This window comes from Undibacterium sp. GW821-FHT11B02 (assembly GCF_058808955.1).
Genome location: NZ_JBXASD010000018.1, coordinates 57,279 through 77,194, shown reverse-complemented (window position 1 = coordinate 77,194; position 19,916 = coordinate 57,279). Strand labels below are relative to the sequence as shown.

Genomic DNA, 19,916 nt, shown 5'->3' with positions numbered 1-19,916 from the left:
AAATGGAGAAAACTATGAGTAGCGTAGAAGTCAAAGTGCCGGATATCGGTGATTTCAAGGAAGTGGAAGTCATTGAGCTGATGGTCAAAGTCGGCGATACCATCAAGGTTGATCAGTCACTGATCACCGTAGAATCAGATAAAGCCAGTATGGAAATTCCTTCCAGTCATGCTGGTGTAGTGACTGAAATTAAAGTCAAAGTGGGCGACAAGGTTGCTGAAGGTTCTTTGCTGGTGATAGTGGACGCTGCGGCAAGTGCAGCAGCTGCACCAGCAGCAACGCCCGCTGCCGCAGCAACTGTTGCTGTAGCTCCGGCTCCCGTAACATCAGCGCCAGCGCCAACTCCAGCTCCTGTAGCTGCCCCGGCTCCAGCGGCGGCACCGGTTGCTACTGCCAGTGCAGGCAAAGCCCATGCTTCTCCATCGATACGCAAGTTTGCGCGTGAACTGGGTGTGGACCTGGGCCGTGTTGCTGGTTCCGGTCAAAAAGGCCGCATTACGCAAGAAGACGTACAAAACTTCGTCAAGGGCATCATGGCGGGCAGTACAGCCGTTGCTGCAGTTTCTGCACCGGCAAAAAATGGCAGTGGTGTCGGTCTCGACTTGTTGCCATGGCCATCGCTGGATTTCAGCAAGTTTGGCGCAACCACGACTTCACCTTTGTCACGTATCAAAAAACTCAGTGGCCCGAATTTGCACCGTAACTGGGTGATGATCCCGCATGTCACGCAATTTGATGAAGCTGATATCACTGGCCTTGAAGAATTCCGTAAATCTTCGAATGAAGCCATGGCCAAATCCGGCGTCAAACTGACGATGCTGGCTTTTGTCATCAAGGCCAGCGTTGCTGCGCTGAAAAAATTCCCGGCATTTAATTCTTCACTCGATGCGACTGGTGAAAACCTGATCCTGAAACAGTATTACAACGTTGGCTTTGCTGCCGATACGCCTAATGGCCTGGTGGTACCGGTCATCAAAAATGCAGACCAGAAAACCCTGTCACAAATCGCTGTCGAAATGGGCGAATTGTCGGCACAGGCACGTGACGGCAAACTGAAACCTGCTGACATGCAGGGGGCGACCTTCACGATATCTTCACTCGGTGGCATAGGTGGTACGGCGTTCACGCCTATCATCAATGCGCCTGAAGTGGCGATCATGGGTTTGTCCAAATCCAGTATCAAACCTGTGTGGGATGGTAAGCAATTCCAGCCACGCCTGATGCTGCCTTTGTCGTTGTCGTATGATCATCGTGTCATCGATGGTGCCATGGCTGCCAAGTTCACCGCCTATCTGGCCGATGTGCTGGCTGATCTGCGTAAAACCCTGCTGTGAACGGAGAACAGACTATGAGCACAATCGAAGTCAAAGTACCCGATATCGGTGATTTCAAGGAAGTTGAAGTCATCGAATTGCTGGTCAAGGTGGGCGATACCATCAAGGTTGATCAATCGCTGGTAACTGTTGAATCGGACAAGGCCAGCATGGAAATCCCATCCAGCCATGCCGGTGTCATCAAGGAATTGAAAGTCAAACTGGGCGACAAGATTGCCGAAGGCAGTCTGTTGCTGGTGATTGAAGCTGAAGGTGCGGCGGCAAGTGCAGCACCAGTGGCACAGGCAGCTCCAGCAGTTGCCGCTGCTCCTGCGCCAGCTTCGGCTCCCGCTGCGCCTGTCGCAGCCGCGTCTGCTGGGCCGGTCGGTATAGTCGAAGTCAAGGTACCTGATATTGGTGATTTCAAAGAAGTTGAAGTCATCGAAGTTATGGTCAAAGTCGGCGACAGCATCAAGGTAGACCAGTCTTTGATTACTGTTGAATCCGACAAAGCCAGTATGGAGATTCCATCCAGTCATGCTGGTACAGTAAAAGAAATTAAGGTCAAGGTCGGTGATAAGGTTGCTGAAGGCAGCTTGCTGTTGCTGGTGGAAGCCGCAGGCCAGGCAGCGTCTGCTCCTGCTGCCGCTGCTCCAGTTGCTGCAACTGCTGCACCTGCAGCGCCCGCCGTGGCTGCTCCAGTCGCTTCCGGCTACACAGGCAAGGTCGATATCGAATGCGACATGATGGTATTGGGCGCTGGTCCTGGTGGTTATTCCGCAGCCTTCCGTTCTGCCGATCTGGGCATGAATACGGTGCTGGTTGAGCGTTATTCCACTCTTGGCGGTGTTTGCCTGAATGTAGGTTGTATTCCATCCAAGGCACTGTTGCACGTGGCAGCGGTGATTGATGAAACTGCTTCCATGGCTGCGCACGGCGTGACATTTGCCAAGCCAGAAATCGACATCGATAAACTGCGTGGCTACAAGGAAAGCGTCATCAAGAAAATGACGACTGGCCTGAGTGGCATGGCAAAAGCCCGCAAGGTTAATGTAGTGCAGGGTGTAGGCCAGTTCCTTAGCCCTTATCATATTGAAGTCACGGCGGCGGATGGCAGCAAGAAAACCGTACAGTTCAAGCAAGCCATTATTGCTGCTGGCTCTGCTGTCGTAAACCTGCCTTTTGTACCGGCTGATCCACGCATCGTTGACAGCACAGGCGCGCTGGAATTGCGTCAGGTACCGAAGCGCATGCTGGTCATCGGCGGCGGCATTATCGGTCTGGAAATGGCAACAGTGTATTCCACACTGGGTTCACGCATTGATGTCGTCGAAATGCTGGATGGTCTGATGCAGGGTGCAGACCGTGACATGGTCAAGGTTTGGCAAAAATTCAATGAAAAACGTTTTGACAACATCATGTTGAAAACCAAAACGGTTGCTGTTGAAGCACTGCCTGAAGGTATCAAGGTCACATTTGAAGCCGCAGAACCAGGTGCAACTGCACCCGCACCCCAAGTCTATGACCTGGTGCTGGTCGCAGTGGGCCGCAGCCCTAATGGCAAGAAAATTGCCGCCGACAAGGCGGGCGTGGCTGTGACTGATCGTGGTTTCATCAATGTCGACAAGCAAATGCGTACCAATGTGCCGCATATCTTTGCGATTGGTGATCTGGTTGGCCAACCCATGCTGGCACACAAAGCCGTACATGAAGCCCATGTGGCAGCTGAGGCAGCTTCAGGTGAAAAAGCCTATTTCGATGCCAGCGTGATTCCATCGGTTGCTTATACCGACCCTGAGGTCGCATGGGTAGGTATGACGGAAGATGATGCCAAGGCCAAGGGCATCAAACTGGAAAAAGGTCACTTCCCATGGGCGGCTTCTGGTCGTGCAGTGGCGAATGGCCGTGATGAAGGCTTCACCAAGCTGCTGTTTGATGCAGAAACCAAACGCATCGTTGGTGGTGGCATCGTCGGCACGCATGCAGGTGACATGATAGGTGAGATTGCCCTGGCCATCGAGATGGGTGCGGATGCAGTGGATATAGGCAAGACCATCCATCCACATCCTACCCTGGGTGAATCGATAGGCATGGCGGCAGAAGTGTATAAAGGTGTCTGCACTGATTTGCCACCGCAGCGCAAGAAGTAAAGCACTTTGGCGGTAATCAACCCCCGTTGCAGGAAACTGCAGCGGGGGTTTTGCTTTTGTGGTTCTGCTCAAGGGACTATGTATTTGCTGAACTTGTTCTTGCATTTGCGGTCTTATGACGACAATATCGTCTACTTCAATGATTTCCTTATCCGGAGAAAAAATGAAAAAAATGCTACCTGCTACGCTGACCGCGGCTTTGGCACTGGCTAGCCTTGCCTTACCCCTGCAAGCGCAAGATTCTGGTACCGGCAGCAAGTCTGCCAACAAATCTGTCAAGGAGGCACCAGGTAGCAAGGATGTATTGCCATTCCAGGAGACGGAAAAGCTATTGCCAAATGGCTTAAAAATCATCATCGTGCCCACTGGCTTGCCGAATATTGTGTCGGTGCAGATACCGGTGCAGACCGGTTCTCGCAATGAGGTGGAACCCGGCAAGTCCGGCTTCGCCCATTTCTTTGAACATATGATGTTTCGCGGTACCAAGGACATCCCGGCAGACAAGTACAAGGATATTCTGACCGCCACCGGCGCACGCCAGAACGCCTATACCAGCGATGACCTGACAAATTACTACACGACCTTTTCCAAGGAAGACCTGGAAACGGTATTGAGAATTGAAGCCGACCGCTTCCAGCATCTGTCGTATAGCGAAAGTGATTTCAAGACTGAATCACGTGCTGTACTGGGTGAATACAATAAGAACAGCGCCAATCCCATCACCAAATTGCTGGAGGTGATGCGTGATACGGCTTTCCAGAAGCACACCTATAAGCATACGACCATGGGCTTCCTCAAGGATATTGAGGACATGCCGAATCAATACGCGTATTCGAAAACTTTCTTCGACCGCTGGTACCGGCCGGAATACACGACCATCATCGTCGCTGGTGATGTCGAACCCAAGTCCACCATCGCCCTGATAGAAAAATACTGGGGCCAATGGCAACGCGGTAAAGCCCAGGCGCCGGTACCGGCCGAACCGGCAGCGACGGGCGCCTTGTACAAACATGTGCCATGGCCCAGCCCAACCTTGCCATATGTCACCGTTTCTTTCCATGCACCGGCTTTTTCCGTGACGAACAAGGAACATGCCGCGTTGAGCATGTTGCTGTCCCTGTCCTTCGGCAGTACTTCGGATATCTATAAACGCTTGCAGCAGGATGAGCAAAAGGTGGATCAGCTATTTGATTTCACCCCTCCCAGTGTGGACCCGGGCCTGGCGACCATAGGCGCGCGCGTTAAGAAAGTAGAAGATACCGTGTATGTGCGTGATGCCATCCTGCAAAAAATTGCCCGCATCGTGCAGACGCCATTGGCAGACCAGGAACTGGCCGACGCCAAATCCGCACTCAAATATGGCCTGATACGCAGCCTGGATAACACCGACCAGATCGCTGGCACCCTGGCACGCTTTGTCCATTACAAACGCTCGTACGCCACCATCAATCAGTTTTATAAAGTGATTGATAGCCTGACACCGGCAGATTTACAGGCAGTCGCCAAAAAATACCTGATTGATGATGGCATGATCGTTACCAGTCTGTCGAATACTGCTTTGCCAGCAGAATTGGCCAGTCTGCCGAAACTGGCCAGTTTCAATGACAAACCTGTGGATGGCAAGTTTGACGTATTGGTACAGGCATCGAAGCTGCCACAGATCCGCTTCAAGCTGGTGTTTGCTGCCGGTTCTGCACAAGATCCGGTCGGCAAGGAAGGTCTGGCGAGAATGACGGCAGCGATGATAGACAGTGCCGGTTCCAAAGAGCGCAAGATTGATGAAGTTAAGAAAATCCTGTTCCCGCTGGCAGCCAGTTTCTCTGCCCAGACAGACAAGGAAATGACCAGCTTCAGCGGTTCAGTGCACAAGGAAAAATGGAAGGAATTCATCCAGATCGCCCTGCCGCAATTGCTGGAACCCGGCTTCCGTGAAGAAGATTTTCGCCGTATCAAGGATGAACAAAAAAATGCCTTGTTGCTGGACCTGAAAGACAATAATGAAGAAGAATTTGCCAAAGAACGTTTGCAGACCAATGTATTCGCCGGTTCTGCCTATGCTCATCCTGTGCTGGGAACGGTCAAGGGTATAGACGCCATTACCCTGGATGATGTCAAACAATTCTGGAAAAAAGCTTATACAACGGGTGCACTGAAGGTGGGTATTTCCGGCGACGTATCTGATGCCATGGTGACCAGTCTGAAGCAGGCCCTGAGCAAATTGCCTGACGGCCCAGGCATGGCTGCCATAGCTGCACCTGTCGGCAAAGTCAGCCAGGGCATGGAAGTCGAGATCATAGAAAAGAATACCCGGGCAACCGCGATTTCCATGGGTTTTCCAATCGCAGTTACCCGTTCACATCCTGACTTTGCTGCACTGTGGCTGGCAAAAACCTGGCTGGGCGAACATCGTTCCAGTTCTTCACACCTGTATCAGCGCATACGTGAAATACGAGGGATGAACTATGGTGATTACGCGTACATCGAAGCCTTCCCGGGCGGTATGTTCATGTCCTTCCCGACCCCAAATCGTGCCCGTCAATCGCAGTTGTTTGAAATCTGGATACGCCCGGTAGCACCTGAAAATGCCCACATGGCCATGCGTGTCGCCGTGGCTGAACTGGACAAGATGGTGAATCAGGGCCTGAGCAAGGAAGAGTTTGAAATCACCCGTACTTACTTGATGAAGAATGTTTTCATGATGACGGCGACGCAAGACCAGCAACTGGGTTATGCCCTGGACGCACAATGGTATCGCACGCCAGAATTCACGAAAATGATGCGTGACAATCTGTCCAGGCTCAGTCTGGCCGATGTCAATGCCGCGATAAAGAAACACCTGTCGGCGCAAAATATGTCGGTAGTCATGATCGCCAAAGATGCGACGGGCCTGAAAGACAAACTGGTGTCCGATGGATTTTCCGCGATTAAATACAATTCTGAGAAACCCAGGGAATTACTGGATGAAGATCAGGTCATTGGGAATCGCAAATTGAATATCAAGGCGGAAGCTGTCAGCATCACTCCAGCGGCCAAGGTATTTGCTGAATAAAAGGCTGTAACTGAATTGAAAAAGTCCTGGAGCCTGTGAGGTTTCAGGACTTTTTTATCATTTAAAGCGCTTTTTGCACGATCAAGCCGATCGATGTGACGACATATTTTTCTATCTGCAGACGTAAATGGGTATCTTGTATATACGGTGCAAGATCAACGTGGCCGTCAGCGTAACCATCACCTTCATCCCAGTCTATGTCTATCTGATGGCCCTGTGCCTGCAAAGTGTTGATGATTTCTTCTATATCCCGCTTGCGGAACAGCACGGTTGCGCCACTGTCTACTGTATCGTCATTGGAAGATAAATTATACTCAGTCGTATGGATAGCAAACCCTCCTGGCTTCAGACAGTGCATGGCGTTGTAGACAAAATTCTTGCCGTGTTCGATAGAACCCAGATGTTCAAACGCGCATGAAGACCAGAGGAAGTCGAATTTGCCATGCAGTTCTTCACTGATATTGTTCATGTCGGCAAACTTGAATTCGACCAGCCTGTGCAATTCTTTTTCATCACACAGGTTTCTCTGATTGATGGCTTCAAAGCCATTCGCATGCTGGGTCGATTCTACCCAGCCCTTGGCCTGCGCTTCTTCAGTGAACAGATCGGTTGCGACGATGCTGGTACCGTGGGCGGCGAACAGGGCAGTCAGTGGTTCAGTGCCAACTGCAAACCCCAGCCCCAGTTGCCCAGCCTGAAGCATGCCGCGTTCTTTCAGGGCCTGAACAATAAACGCCCATTCCCAGATTTTTCTGTGCATATGTCCAGGGCGGTCACCCATGCGTACAGTCCAGTACTGAAAGGTTTCTGAACGCATTACCTGTTCTGTACATATCGACGATTTTAATAAGCCGGGAAGGGGGAGGGCGGGGTCTTGCCGATAATCATGCATGGTAGTGAAACCGTTTTGCCACGCCTGAATATGTTGAAATATATTTGCCGTACTTGAATTCAGTTCTTCTGCCGCTAATTGATGTGGTGGCTCTGGTTGCGGTTCCGGGGCAGATTCAGGCATTGTTGGTGGTATTACGAACTGTTGTCGTATTCGTGCTGCCAAGCCTGTTTGGCGGAACCGGCGGGGAAGCAGATGCCAAACCGGCATGGCTATCTTCAGTATTCTGGTTTTCATATGGTATCAATGGAATTATTTGCTCATAATTTGTATCTTTTACAATGTGAGTGATATCCATGTAAAAAGTTCATCAATAATGTTTATTTTAGCAAATATTTGTAATTTAATTAATATTTCTTTTGGTTAAATATTGCTTTGTATGACACTGCCTGCAAAACAGGTACTACGCTTCAGTAATTGATTTCAGGTCAGGACTATTTGTTGGCTACGCTTGGTCTGATAAGCTTGCACAAGTCAGGTCTGCATTGGTTTTTTAAAACATCTGTTGAACCGGGAATATCATGAGTGGCTCTAGCAATGAATTCGCGTGGCTGGCACCAACACTTTTACTTGTTGAATTGATAATTAAACAATAAGCCTGCTTATACTTTTCCATATGCAAATAGTAAACATCCCTACTTTGCCGTTTGATGATTTAGGCTTGCGCAACACCCGCTCCAGCGATGCGGGGGCGTGGTACGCCTATCTGAAGAACCCGGATGTTATCCGCCATACCAGTTGGAATCTGGAAGCTGCGGATGATTTGTTACCTCAGCTAGCCATTTTTGAAACAGACGCAGTCAATTCATCGATACGCCTGGCAATCGTCAGAAAGGCTGACGATCTGCTAGTGGGGACAGTGGGTTTTCACACCATGTCTGACCTGAATCGCAGTGCCGAATTAGCTTATGATCTGGCTCCCGAATATTGGGGGCGGCGCATCATGCCTGCCGCGGCAAAGGCTATGTGTGACTGGGGTTTCAGTGAGGGCAGGCTTAATCGCATACAAGCCACTGTATTGGAAAGCAATGCCAGTTCTATCAAGGTACTGGAGCGTCTCGGTTTTCAACGTGAGGGATATTTGCGGGCATTTCGCATGGTACGTGGCAAACCAGGTAATTTCTGGATGTATTCATTGCTACATCCAGGTCTTGCTGACTGATGATCATCAAAACAATATTCGTTAAAGTGTTTTTTTTCATGTCAACACTATCGTTTTGTGTTGGACATATGCATCCTGTATGAGTTAGTCTGGAACTGAACAGACTCAATGTTGAACTCAAGCTTGTCCATGTAGGCGTGAAATGTCTGATAGCTCGCCAGCATCGCTGCCAGGGAAATTCAGTATGTTTTTAAAACGCTCAAAAGAAGAAATTATTCTGCTGATGCTCACCGGCCTGAGCATACCCAGCATACTTCCATTCGGCATTATCCGCATCATTCAGAAGAACTGGTTGTTGGCAACGATTGATCTGCTGATCGTGGGTGGCATGCTGTGCATCATGCTGTTTGTCTGGCGCACCCGACGTGTAGGTTTTGCCGGAGTGATCGTTACGATTTTTTACTCTATGGGCATGCTGGCTGCCATTTATGTCAAGGGCCTGGCTATCGTGTACTGGGTCTACCCCACCATGATTTCCGCATTTTTCATTCTGCGTGCCAAAGAGGCGCTGATGATCAATTCGGCATCCCTGGCTTGCCTGATTGGCATTTTGTTCAGCGCGATGTCGGTACTGGATTTATCCAGTATCGTTGTGACCCTGGTACTGATTAATCTGTTTGCTGCCATTTTTTCCCATAGAACGAACCTGCAACATTCTGAACTGAATCAACAGGCAGAAAAAGATTTCCTGACGGGTGTAGGCAACCGCCGTGCCTTTGACCGCAAGTTGCAGGAAATTTGCGCTGACGAGCATTCCCAGGTCAATGCCTGCTTGCTGATTCTGGATCTTGATCATTTCAAGGAAGTGAATGATCAGTTCGGCCATTCCGTGGGGGATCAAGTGTTGATTAATTTCTGCTCCCTGTTGCGTGCACGCATACGTGCCATTGATAGCCTGTTTCGCTATGGAGGGGAAGAATTTGTGGTGATCGCGATGGGGGCCGACCACATCACCGGTGCCCGTTTTGCAGAGGAGTTACGTGCATTGGTAGAAAAATCAGAGCTACTGCGTGATTTCCCGGTAACGGTTTCCATAGGTGTGGCCAAAAAACTGCCGGGCGAAGATACCGATGCATGGTTTCAGCGTGCTGACACCATGCTATATGCAGCAAAACTTTCTGGCCGCAATGCGGTGCGGATGGACCTGCCGCCTCAGACAGATTCTGCTGGTGGTGTTGGCGTATCGTCCTTGCTGACTGGCTCATCATCCGGCCTATAACTCCAGGCTGGCATGAACAGTAAAACAAACAGTGAAAACAGGGCGGTGATGGCGCTGATCCAGACCACGTACTGATTTGCTGCAATGCGCTCTGGGTAAATATGCACGACTGCTCCCAAACCTATTGCATTCGCTGCAGCCACCAGAACTGCACAGGCATAATCCTGGAATCGCCTGGCCTTGTTGGCATTCCTGGCCCAGCGCGGGTCGGTGTTATAGCTGGGCAGGTGCAGGTGGGCATCTTCCAGTCTTTCCAGCGTGGCGAGAAAGTGACGCAGATTGGTGATCGAACGTTCAGCCTTGTAATTCAAAAATGCCAGGCAGATCGATGCCACGGGAAAGCCCAATACCAGCCATTCTATCGGCAACTTGCTGGTGGTTTCCCCCGGTTTTAATGCCACCAGAGCAGCCAGCAGACTGACCACCAGCGTGACATACAATGCCAGTGCCTGATGTCTTTGTGCGATACGGGTATTTACTTCCTGATTGGCAGCGATGAAGCGGTAATTGGCATCAACATGGGATTTCGACATACAAGCGACTTTCGGCATTCGTGGGACAAGACGCTATTATCGCTTAAACGCAAGCTCCCGGCATTCAGAATGCCCAGGTGGCGGATAGGTATGCCATCCTGCTGTCCGGCAATTGCGCCAATATCGCTTTGGCAGGGCCACCATACAGACGCAAGCCGCCATTGATGCTGATGCGGTCACCTTGCCAGCCCAGGGCAGCCGTAATAATCCGGCCATTGTCTTCCGGCGTCCACAAGATATCCAGTGAGGGTTGCCAATTGTTTTCTTGCCAGCTCCAGCGGGCAAAAACATTTTTGCGACGCATATTGCCCGATGCTGAAAGTGCCTGATTCTGCCAGGCCAGGTTATAGCCAATCACCTGCCGCATTTGTGGCAGGTAGTTGACGCTGCTCTGCAAAGCCTGATTGCGCGTATTCCAGTCTTGCCATTCATGTCCGGACAGGGCGGTGCCATCCCACCAGGCTTCCAGGAAAAAACTGTGCTGCGATTCAGTCGTGTAATTGGTACCTAGCATGGCTTGCACCGCATTATTTTGCGTACTGTTTTGCCAGGGCGTATTGCGTTGCAAAAGCGTGTTATCGGCATTCATGCGCAGGCCGGTGTTGTGCGATATATAGCGCAGGGATGCATGTATTTCCATTTCATCAGTTGCCACCCATGACGCGGCGGCACCGACACTGCCGCCGTTCTTTTGTCCATAGCGGGCAAAGCCATGCAAGTCCACTGCGCCGGCATGATGGTAAAGCCGGGCGGCAAGGGCTTGTTCATCCGTGACATCGGTGGTCGCAGAGTGACCAGGATTGACCCAGACTGCCGAAACGGAAGTATTTAAATCGAAATATTCCACACTCGCCAAAGGCTTGCCGATGATGGTATTGCTGATCAGTGAACGGCGCTGTTCCTGTGCTATCACGTCATTCGGCCTGAAACCATAGCCTACATCCCAGGAGATGGTTTTTTTACCGGTGCTGAAATGCCAGGCACCGTCCCCCAGGCTGCCATACAGTTCATTCAGCCAGGCCGTTGCCTGAGTGTGCCCCCCATCATTCATCTGTCCTTGCACCGTGGCGACCGCATTGATCCCTTTGGCATTGGCACGCAGCTCGGTTTCCATGACTGCCAGCTGGGCATGACTACTGGTCAGGCCGGGGGCAAATTGATTCGCTATGGCGAGCTGGCTGGAACTGTTGCTGGTCGTGTTGTTGACCAGTCCCCGCACCTGACCGCTGAAATCAGCCTCTTCAGCCATGACAAAAGCAGGGATGCAGAACAGCGCAGTCAGCAAGCTGCCAAGTGCATGGTGTTTGAGATCAGGCATGCTTACTCCAGACTGGGGTTTTTTGCCAGAAACATGGGATTCAGCCATTGCTCCGGCACGGTTTTTTGCTTGCGGCTGATATACCGCACACGCGTCTCTTTGTGGCTGCTTAACTGGTCCAGCAGCAGCATTTCAGACACCGCAGTCGGCGCCTGTGGCTTGTCCAGAATGAAGCTGGCTTGCTTGGCGAGCTTTTCTGACTGCACATACAAATCTGCCTTGACCGGTTCATGACGGGTTTTTCCCAGCCACAATTCTATGCGTTGATAAGCCACCGATTTGCGCACGGCATTCAGGCTCAGGTGCAGGCAGGGTTTGTCATTGCAATTTTCTTCACCGATAATTTTGCCGGTGTAATCCTGGGACCAGCTCATGGTCGCGATGTCGCCGATCGATGCATCGCCCAGCAATTTCTGCATGGGTGTAATGCGCAGTGGGCGTTGACTGCCGGGTAAAAGCATCCAGAAATCATCCCCCAGCATCAAGACCTTTTGTCCTTTTTCTGCCGGGCTTTTCATCAACACCAGTGACTGATGATTGGTTTGTGAAAACACCAGGTAATTTCTTTCTTTTTCCTTGCTGCCATCTTTGGCATAGGTGGTGATCTCGGTTTCCACCTGCATGTTTTCTGTGCCTACGCGAAGCTGGTCGGCTGCTTTCAACAAGTCTGTGACTTCATCTGCCCTGGCCAGACCTGCGCTGCTTGCCAGTAGTAAAATGGCGATGCGTATAGAGGTTTTCATTGTATGTTCCGGTTTTTAGTTGTGTGCCAGCGCGTCGACGATGGGTTGACGCAGTGTCTTGCGGGCGATCAGTGCGGAAGACAGCATCGACAAGGCAATCATCATGAAGATAGTGATCGCATACATTGCCGCATCTATGCTGATCAATAATGGATAGCCGCTGGAACGTCCTGGTGGCGGTGGCATCTGCATCGGAAACACCGTCAGCAGTAAAGCCACACTGATTGCTATTACTGCGCCAAGTACAGCACCTGCGCCACCCAGCAACATGCCTTCATAAGAAAAACTGCGTGTCAGTTGTCCGGGCAAAGTACCCATGGCGCGTAAAGTACCGATTTCACGGGTACGTTCAATAATTGCCATGGCCATGGCATTCGCTACCACAAATACCACGATGAAACTGATGATGGCACCCAATGCACCAAAGATGCGGTTATACAAATCACGCACCGACTTGTAAAAGAAAGCTTGTTCCAGCCAGTTTTGTACCGTCAGTTCAGGCAGGGCTTGTGCCAGTCTGGTCTGGGCCGGCATGGTCGCGTCCATGGAATTGAGGAAGACTCCAAGACTGGAAACCCGCTGGGTATTCAACAGCTTTTGCGCTGTCTTGATATTCGAATACACCAGACGCTTGTCCAGGTCAGGCACGCCGGTTGAGACCAGACCTTTGACCGTGACATCCACCGCGTTCAAGGCGCCGTCGGTGGTGCTGGCCATCAAGGTCAGGCTGCTGCCCGGTTTCGCTTTCAGACTGCGAGCCAGCGCGTCACCCAGAACGATTTCTGCTTCTGTCGAATCGGTCTGGATTAGCTCGCCTTCCTTAACTGTCAGGGTAGGGCCCTTGACAGAAAATTCGGCGTCGGGGTCTATGCCTACTGCCAGCATGATGGTGGATTTGTCACCATTGCTGATCAGGCCGCTGTATTCAATCCGGGGCAAGACGTAGCGCACGGCAGGGTCTGCGAGTATTTTGTTTTTCAATTCGTTGGCATTGTCCAGACCATATTGCAAAGGCACATCCTGGTCGCTGGTGAAGTGCTGGGGTTTGCCTATGATCAGGTGGCCGGTACTGCGTGCCGATATCTGCGCCAGTCCTTCATAGGTGGAATAGGCAAAACCACCGGCCAGCAAAATGGCTGCCGTACCCAGAGCTGCCACGGCAACTGTAATGGTGGAGCGGCGGCGGTTGCGCAGGGTGTTATAAAACGCAAATTTCATCCAGCTTTGTTTCATTGCAGTCTCCCATCCAGCAGAGACACAATGCGGTCACTGCGGCTAGTCAGGCGGTTATCATGGCTGGCTATGACAAAGGCGACACCTTCGGCATGGCCGCGTTCACGCATCAGGTCCAGCACCTGGTCGGCAGTGTGTGAGTCCAGACTGGCAGTTGGTTCATCAGCGATGACCAGGCTGGGGCGTTTGATTAACGCACGGGCAATCGCCACCCGTTGCCGCTGACCGCCCGACAGAGCATCCGGTAAATGCTGTGCATGTTCATGCAGACCAACGGCCTTCAATTGCGCGGTAACACGTTCACGTCGTTCTGCCAGTGGTACACCTGTCAGAAATAACGGGTAATCGACGTTTTCAGCTACCGTCATGACCGGCACCAGGTTAAAGCTCTGGAAGATAAAGCCTATGGTGTCGCGTCTTTGTTGGGTTTTTTGTGTGTCGCTGTATTGCCCGATGTTGACACCGTTCAGCAGGATGTCGCCAGAATCAGCATCGTCGATCAATCCGCACAGATTCAATATCGTGCTTTTGCCGCTGCCTGAAGGCCCCGTTAGTGCCAGCAGTTCACCACGGGCCAGTGACAGATCTACTCCTTGCAAAGCTTTGACCACATGCGCGCCAAGACGATAGGTTTTATGAACTGCATGCAGTTCAATCGCAGGTGCCAGACTCATGATGGGATGCCTTTCAGCATGGCTTTGGCGGCTTCTGCCTGCGGTACATTCTGTTTGATGGCTTCGTTCAGGTAGCGTTTGGCATCATCAGTCCGCTTTTGTTCGTTAGCCAGGTTTGCTGCACGTATCAATACTGAACCACGGAAACCCGGCTCTGCCTTCTCAAACTGTTTGTGTTCCAGCACTTCATTCAGTAATTTGATGCCGCGTGGGCCGCGATTCATGAAAGCTGGTACTGCCAGGAAAGTGGTCGCGGACACGAATTTGACTTCCAGCACGACCGGCGTACTGCCGTGTCCCTGCGCATTCTCATTATTTGCGGCAAGTTGCAAGGCTTTCTCCAGCATGCCCAGACCCTCTTCTGCATAGGCCATTTTTTTCCAGGGGAACATCGTGGTGGTTGCCAGTTTGCTGGTACTGGCACCTGCATATGCCATCAGCAACGGGCTGGCTGGATCTTGCTTCAGCAGTTCTTTGAAGGCATTCGCGGTATTTTCTTCATTTCCTTTGGCGGGCTGTATGAATTGCTGGAAAGCCGCCTGAAACTGGGTATCCGAAAATGCCAGTGCCTGGGAGGACAGGGCAAAGGACAGGCTGCTGACCAGCAGGAATTTTTTACCGGTAGTAGTTTGAATGAGCGACATATGAGACTCCTGTGCAAATTGAAGAGATGGATGCGGTGTCGTTTGTGCGACAAATGGAGATTAAACAGGCAACTGCTGACCCTCAACGGCTATGCGACCGGGTGCAGAAGTTTGGTGTAAGCGGTGTTGAAAACGGCGCGAAGTGTGACAAGTGCTAATGGTGGGAGAAGTTGTGTTTTTGGAAATTCAAAAACGAAACTGAAGACTTAGAAAAAATGTCAAAATCGTGCAATACTTATTTTTTTAAAAAAACAGATAACGAGACCATGAACATCCAGCCCAAAGAATTCATCGTAAATAAAAGCAATTTGCCAGAGTCCAGATTTGTTCCGCTACATGTGCCAGAACCGGCGGATCTGAAAGACGGGCAGGTACTGTTGCAGATAGACCGCTTTGCCTTTACCTCCAACAATGTCACCTACGCTGCTTTTGGCAAGGCCATGCAATACTGGAATTTCTTTCCTACGGAAGAGGGCTGGGGCAATATCCCGGTCTGGGGTTTTGCCGACGTGCTGGCATCAAAAGCAGACGGTGTGCAGGTGGGTGAGCGCTTTTATGGCTATTATCCGATGGCGACACATTTGACGGTCAATGCCACCAGAGTATCTGATGCCGGTTTTACTGATGGTGCAGAACACCGTCAGGCCATGCATGGCTTGTATAACCACTATGTCAGGACCACGACAGATCCTGGCTATACCAAGGAATCAGAAGATGTACAGGTCTTGTTGCGACCACTGTTTATCACGTCTTTCATGATCGATGATTTTCTCGACGACAATCAGTTCTTTGGTGCGCAATCTGTGCTGATATCCAGCGCATCGAGCAAAACGGCCTATGGCCTGGCATTCATGCTTTCGCTGCGCAAAGAAAAGACTTGCAAGGTCATCGGCCTGACCTCGACAGCGAACCTGGAATTTGTGCGTAATATGGGTATCTATGATCAGGTGATCAGTTACGACCAGGTTGCTGCACTGGCTGCAGACCAGGCCGTGGTTTATGTGGATATGGCTGGCAGTGGACAATTGCGCAGCCAGTTACATCATCATTTCGGCAACAATATGAAACACAGTTGTGCCGTTGGCGGCACTCACTGGGACGAACTGAGCGGCGCATCTGATTTGCCCGGGGCCAGGCCGACCCTGTTTTTTGCCCCGGCACAAATAAAAAAACGCATGACAGACTGGGGCCCGGGTGGTGTACAGACACGCCTGGCACGTGCCTGGCAAGCCTTCATGCAGCCGGTCATGGCTGCCGAAAAGCCATGGATGCAAGTCACCCATGGTTTTGGTGAAGCTGATGTGCGTCAGGTCTATGAAACCATGCTGAGCGGTGCCGCACGCCCGGACCAAGGAAACGTGCTGTCACTTTGTCGGGTACTCGACTGAACAAAAAATAGGCGAAATATTGGGGCCACTTGTCGCGCATGACATGTTCTCATGTTGGATGGGGGGCAACGATTCTGCCTGCGGTACAGACTGGATTGCAATACGGTTTTTCACCGTATTGCCAGTTAACGGAAATGAGCATGTTCTGCTCGTTGATCCGGACCCTGGCTGGCTTTGAGAAAGCAGTCTCATTGCTAAAGCTGAAATAATTTCCAATAATTTGATAAAATGGTAATGCTCATTCCAACAAAAGGAATGAGCTGCCTCAACGTAAGGTCAGCCGGGCAACATGACACGACATTCGGCGTCGTCTTGTTTGCCATCATTAGCGTGGAAAGGAGACATCATGCCTTTAGTCACAATCACCGTCTGCAAACCCAAATCCCTGCTTTTCAAAGAAACCGTACTGAATGCCGTGCAGGCATCACTGGTTGAAGCGGGTGTGCCTGAGACTGACAAGTTTCAGCGCATTCTGGAACTGGATACAGAAAATTTCCGTTTCGATCCGCATTACCCTGATTTGCATAAAAACCGTAACCAGGACTTTGTCTTGATAGAGATTCTTTGGGCGGTAGGTCGCAGTGTCAATGTCAAGAAAAAATTATTGGAAAGCCTGATGAAGCGACTGAGCGACAAGAGTATGAATCCGGAAAACATCATGGTTTGCTTCAGGGAAACTGCCTGGGAAAATTGGTCCTTTGCAGGTGGGCGGTTGCTACATACCTGAGCTTCTGGTGTTGTGTCGAGAGACCAAATGAATTCTGGCCATGCCGGCAATGGCAGGGATAAGGACGCATATTCAGTTACAAGAAATTGGTGCGGCAGTGTGCTACAAAATGGGCATAAGTCAGGCTGAATTTGTTTTGGAATTTAAAATCGGTGCTGACCGGTATACCATGGCAGCAAGTTGCTCGGCAGCATCGGAGCAGTCTGTTGCTGGCGGTGGATACATATATCCAATTACACAAACAAGACTAAGTTAACAGGTCGTAAAGGATGAGGTAGTAAATAATGGGAAAAACCAGACTGGAAGCATTCAGCGACGGCGTTATCGCTATTCTGATCACTATCATGGTGCTGGAAATGAAGGTGCCGCATAGCGGCACGCTGGATGCCTTGCTGCAGGTCTGGCCTGTATTCTTCAGTTATGTATTGAGCTTTATCTACGTCGGCATCTACTGGAACAATCACCACCACTTGCTGCATACCTGCCACCGGGTCACCGGCGGCATCCTGTGGGCGAACCTGCATTTGCTATTCTGGCTATCATTGATACCGTTTGCGTCCGGTTGGGCTGGTGAAAACCATTTCGCCTCTGCACCTGCGGCGCTATATGGCCTGGTGCTGTTGATGGCAGCTATCGCCTACTTCATTTTGCAGCAGCAGATCATTGTGACCCAGGGGGCGGATTCGATTTTAAAAAAAGCCGTTGGCAGCGACTGGAAGGGTAAGTTGTCGCCGATTACTTATGCAACAGGAATTCCCATGGCTTTTTGGTACCCGCTGGTTTCCATGGCCTTGTATGTCACTATGGCCATGATCTGGCTGATACCGGATCGCCGCATTGAAAGAGCACTGAAAAATCAACACGTCTGAAGATGCTGTAATCCGTTGAAATACTGCTTACGTAACCATTGATATAGCCACTGACTAAAACCATGCGCCTGATTTTATCTGCGGTTTTAAGTATTGCCAGTTTAAGTTTCTGTGCTATCTGCATGGCCGCCGAACAGCCCGCGACGGCATTGACTGAACAGGATATGGTTCTTGCCACCGACACTGGCAAGATAGCCGGTAGTCTGCTTTTGCCCGCTGGCCAGGGTAAAGTGCCAGTGGTACTGATCATTGCCGGGTCCGGGCCGACGGACAGGGATGGCAATACCGTAGGCATGAAAGGGAAAAGCAATTCCCTGAAAATGCTGGCGCAGGATATGGCTGGGGCCGGTTTTGCGTCCTTGCGTTTTGACAAGCGTGGCATAGCGGCCAGTAGTGCTGCGGCGACCAGTGAATCTGTCTTGCGTTTTGAAACCTATGTTCAGGATGCAGTTGACTGGTTGAAGTTGCTGAAAGCCGATCCCCGTTTTTCAGGTGTTGCCATACTTGGCCATAGCGAGGGATCATTGATTGCGATTCTGGCGGCACAGCAGGAACAGGTAAAGGCATTGATTTCGGTTGCCGGTCCCGCCAAAAACGCGGGTGATCTATTGCGTCAGCAAATGCAGCGTAAATTACCACCTTTGCTGACACAAAAAAATGAAGAAATTCTTACAAACTTGCAAGCCGGAAAACTGGTGAGCGAGATGCCGCCAGAATTGAAATCGATGTACCGTGACAGTATCCAGCCCTATTTGATTTCATGGTTTCGCTACACGCCGGAAAATGAAATCGGCAAGCTGACTTGTCCAGTGTTACTGCTACAAGGTGATAACGATACACAGATCGACGCCAGTCAACTGAGCATACTAAAAGCCGCCAAGCCGGATGCCACGTCGGTGCTGGTACACAATATGAATCATGTACTGAAAATCGTGACTGGAGATTTGAGCCAGCAAAGAGCCTCTTATGGCGACCCAGCTTTGCCTTTGGCACCCGAATTATCAACGGCGCTGACTACTTTTTTACGTGATAAATTGAAATGAGTCCCCTTTAATCATCGGCGTCGTCAAGCATTGCCATTCGACCCATACTGACTTAGGATGTTTGCAATGGACGTGATCCGTTTCTATAAATCGGACAGCCATGCTTATCAAGACATTAAAAGAATGGGGACAGACAATGACAAATCAAGCAAGGGATGAGGACAGCGCCCCACCCGATATCAAGACAGTGATTGACCAAGAGTCGGTTTTCCCACCCTTGCGACGGGTTGGAATATTTCGTCCCTTCGTCTGGTTAAAGATGGGTTGGCAAGATTTTCGTGCGTCCGGTGGGGCCAGTTTTTTCTACGGTGTCTGTTTTGCGGCCATGGGCATGGTATTGAAACTGGTGCTCAACAATGCGCCGGAATATTTGTCGGCGCTGACTTGTGGTTTTTTGCTGGTTGGCCCCTTGCTGGCGCTGGGTTTATACGATATCAGCCGCCGTCTGGAAAACCTTCGTTCAGGTTTGTTGGGGAGTGTGTTTTCCATGCGTGGGCGCTGGAGCAATATTGGCGTGCTGGCGTTGGTATTGGCCGTGATCATGATGGTCTGGGCGCGTGCTTCACTGGTGATCTTTGCCTTGTTCTACAACAAGGGTATGCCAACCATGCATGGTTTCCTGGCACAGCTTTTTTCCTTGAATAATCTGGAATTTTTGGGCGTCTATCTGTGCATAGGTTTTATTTTCGCCAGTCTGGTGTTTGCGATCAGCTGGGTTTCCATACCGTTGATGCTGGACAGGGACACCGATGCCATCACGTCCATGATCATCAGCTGTGTTGCTCTGTTCGTCAATGTACCGGTGACGATGGTATGGGCATCACTCATTATTGGCAGTGTAGTACTGGGTTTCATGACCTGGAACATTGGTTTCCTGATCATCATGCCCATCATTGGCCATGCCACCTGGCATGCGTATAAGGAAGTTGTTGGGACTGCCGCTGACCGCGCGTGAGATG

General features: G+C 50.8%; 18 protein-coding genes. 10 read left to right on the top strand and 8 right to left on the bottom strand.

The window, feature by feature from the left end:
* Window positions 1-14: 14 nt before the first annotated feature.
* From aceF to AC1RVX_RS27470, 3 genes are all read left to right on the top strand, one after another.
* Window positions 15-1,334 (top strand): dihydrolipoyllysine-residue acetyltransferase, encoded by a 1,320-nt coding sequence (gene aceF / locus AC1RVX_RS27480; RefSeq protein WP_493219774.1) that lies wholly within the window; start codon window positions 15-17, stop codon window positions 1,332-1,334.
* A gap of 14 nt (window positions 1,335-1,348) precedes the next feature.
* Window positions 1,349-3,463 (top strand): dihydrolipoyl dehydrogenase, encoded by a 2,115-nt coding sequence (gene lpdA / locus AC1RVX_RS27475; protein WP_493219773.1) that lies wholly within the window; start codon window positions 1,349-1,351, stop codon window positions 3,461-3,463.
* A gap of 163 nt (window positions 3,464-3,626) precedes the next feature.
* Window positions 3,627-6,512: a M16 family metallopeptidase gene (locus tag AC1RVX_RS27470; protein ID WP_493219772.1), complete on the top strand. Its 2,886-nt coding sequence runs from the start codon at window positions 3,627-3,629 to the stop codon at window positions 6,510-6,512.
* A gap of 61 nt (window positions 6,513-6,573) precedes the next feature.
* Here the strand turns inward: AC1RVX_RS27470 and AC1RVX_RS27465 are convergent, their stop codons facing one another.
* Together AC1RVX_RS27465 and AC1RVX_RS27460 are read right to left on the bottom strand one after the other, a co-directional pair.
* Window positions 6,574-7,329 carry an SAM-dependent methyltransferase gene (locus AC1RVX_RS27465; protein ID WP_493219771.1) on the bottom strand — a complete coding sequence of 252 codons (756 nt, stop codon included), beginning with the start codon at window positions 7,327-7,329 and terminating at the stop codon, window positions 6,574-6,576.
* Between the two features lie 190 nt (window positions 7,330-7,519).
* Window positions 7,520-7,702 carry a hypothetical protein gene (locus AC1RVX_RS27460; protein ID WP_493219770.1) on the bottom strand — a complete coding sequence of 61 codons (183 nt, stop codon included), beginning with the start codon at window positions 7,700-7,702 and terminating at the stop codon, window positions 7,520-7,522.
* 318 nt (window positions 7,703-8,020) lie between these two features.
* Here AC1RVX_RS27460 and AC1RVX_RS27455 point away from each other — a divergent pair, with 318 nt between their 5' ends.
* A complete protein-coding gene (locus AC1RVX_RS27455) occupies window positions 8,021-8,566 on the top strand; it encodes a GNAT family N-acetyltransferase (RefSeq protein ID WP_493219769.1) in 546 nt (181 codons plus the stop codon).
* A 184-nt stretch (window positions 8,567-8,750) separates the two neighbouring features.
* A complete protein-coding gene (locus AC1RVX_RS27450; protein WP_493219768.1) occupies window positions 8,751-9,785 on the top strand; it encodes a GGDEF domain-containing protein in 1,035 nt (344 codons plus the stop codon).
* Here AC1RVX_RS27450 and AC1RVX_RS27445 read toward each other — a convergent pair.
* The 6 genes from AC1RVX_RS27445 to AC1RVX_RS27420 all read right to left on the bottom strand — a co-directional run bounded on the left by AC1RVX_RS27445 (window position 9,719) and on the right by AC1RVX_RS27420 (window position 14,930).
* Entirely contained in the window at window positions 9,719-10,318 is a 600-nt protein-coding gene (locus AC1RVX_RS27445) for a hypothetical protein (RefSeq protein WP_493219767.1), read from the bottom strand. The two genes, AC1RVX_RS27450 and AC1RVX_RS27445, sit on opposite strands and share 67 nt — an antisense overlap.
* Before the next feature lie 64 nt (window positions 10,319-10,382).
* A complete protein-coding gene (locus tag AC1RVX_RS27440; RefSeq protein WP_493219766.1) occupies window positions 10,383-11,636 on the bottom strand; it encodes a hypothetical protein in 1,254 nt (417 codons plus the stop codon).
* Window positions 11,637-11,638: 2 nt separating this feature from the next.
* Window positions 11,639-12,379 carry an outer membrane lipoprotein-sorting protein gene (locus AC1RVX_RS27435; protein ID WP_493219765.1) on the bottom strand — a complete coding sequence of 247 codons (741 nt, stop codon included), beginning with the start codon at window positions 12,377-12,379 and terminating at the stop codon, window positions 11,639-11,641.
* Window positions 12,380-12,394: 15 nt separating this feature from the next.
* Window positions 12,395-13,612: an ABC transporter permease gene (locus AC1RVX_RS27430; protein WP_493219764.1), complete on the bottom strand. Its 1,218-nt coding sequence runs from the start codon at window positions 13,610-13,612 to the stop codon at window positions 12,395-12,397.
* Window positions 13,609-14,286: an ABC transporter ATP-binding protein gene (locus tag AC1RVX_RS27425; protein ID WP_493219763.1), complete on the bottom strand. Its 678-nt coding sequence runs from the start codon at window positions 14,284-14,286 to the stop codon at window positions 13,609-13,611. Before AC1RVX_RS27425 ends, AC1RVX_RS27430 begins: the two co-directional genes overlap by 4 nt.
* A complete protein-coding gene (locus AC1RVX_RS27420; RefSeq protein WP_493219762.1) occupies window positions 14,283-14,930 on the bottom strand; it encodes a hypothetical protein in 648 nt (215 codons plus the stop codon). The genes AC1RVX_RS27425 and AC1RVX_RS27420 overlap by 4 nt, the downstream gene beginning before the upstream one ends.
* A 266-nt stretch (window positions 14,931-15,196) precedes the next feature.
* Between AC1RVX_RS27420 and AC1RVX_RS27415 the strand changes: the two genes are divergently transcribed.
* The 5 genes from AC1RVX_RS27415 to AC1RVX_RS27395 all read left to right on the top strand — a co-directional run bounded on the left by AC1RVX_RS27415 (window position 15,197) and on the right by AC1RVX_RS27395 (window position 19,912).
* A complete protein-coding gene (locus AC1RVX_RS27415; RefSeq protein ID WP_493219761.1) occupies window positions 15,197-16,318 on the top strand; it encodes a DUF2855 family protein in 1,122 nt (373 codons plus the stop codon).
* A 346-nt stretch (window positions 16,319-16,664) separates the two neighbouring features.
* Entirely contained in the window at window positions 16,665-17,045 is a 381-nt protein-coding gene (locus tag AC1RVX_RS27410; protein ID WP_493219760.1) for a tautomerase family protein, read from the top strand.
* A 284-nt stretch (window positions 17,046-17,329) separates the two neighbouring features.
* Window positions 17,330-17,914, top strand: coding sequence for a TMEM175 family protein (locus AC1RVX_RS27405; RefSeq protein WP_493219759.1), 585 nt, complete (start codon window positions 17,330-17,332; stop codon window positions 17,912-17,914).
* A gap of 122 nt (window positions 17,915-18,036) precedes the next feature.
* Entirely contained in the window at window positions 18,037-18,957 is a 921-nt protein-coding gene (locus tag AC1RVX_RS27400; protein ID WP_493219758.1) for an alpha/beta hydrolase family protein, read from the top strand.
* 136 nt (window positions 18,958-19,093) lie between these two features.
* A complete protein-coding gene (locus tag AC1RVX_RS27395) occupies window positions 19,094-19,912 on the top strand; it encodes a DUF2189 domain-containing protein (RefSeq protein WP_493219757.1) in 819 nt (272 codons plus the stop codon).
* Window positions 19,913-19,916 lie beyond the last annotated feature (4 nt).